Raw genomic sequence first — 383 nt, 5'->3', positions numbered from 1 at the left:
CTGGTATCCACCCCCGTCTGCGCCGTCGTCGTCAAAACCCCCGCCGACGCCAGCGTCGAGACCACCGGGTTGTCCACGATCAACACATCCGGCGACACCCCCTGCTGCGCCGCCAACAACTCCTTACTCGTCAAAGCCGTGGTGTCGAACGAAGTCCGCTTCACACCCACCCCCGCCGCAGACCCACACTTATCCAGCAGCTTCACCCACGCCGACGAACTGTCGAACTGCGGATACGGATCCCACACCGTGAACGTCCCCGCCGCCGCCGACCCACCCCCCGACGACGACGCATGCGAACACCCCGCCGCGACAGACAACGACAACGCCACCAGACCCACGCCAAAAACCCGACGAACCGAGGATGAGGGCTTCATTGCTCT

Annotated in this window: 1 pseudogene; it reads right to left on the bottom strand. The window is 64.8% G+C overall.

The features are described from left to right. Positions 1-377 (bottom strand): annotated as a pseudogene (locus KDL01_RS42745) (sugar ABC transporter substrate-binding protein); the annotation flags it as partial. Positions 378-383: the final 6 nt, after the last annotated feature.

The sequence above is a fragment of the Actinospica durhamensis genome, assembly GCF_018139695.1.
In the GTDB taxonomy this organism is placed as follows: domain Bacteria; phylum Actinomycetota; class Actinomycetes; order Streptomycetales; family Catenulisporaceae; genus Actinospica; species Actinospica durhamensis.
Note: the sequence above shows the minus strand (reverse complement) of the source record. Positions and strands in the feature narration are given on the sequence as shown.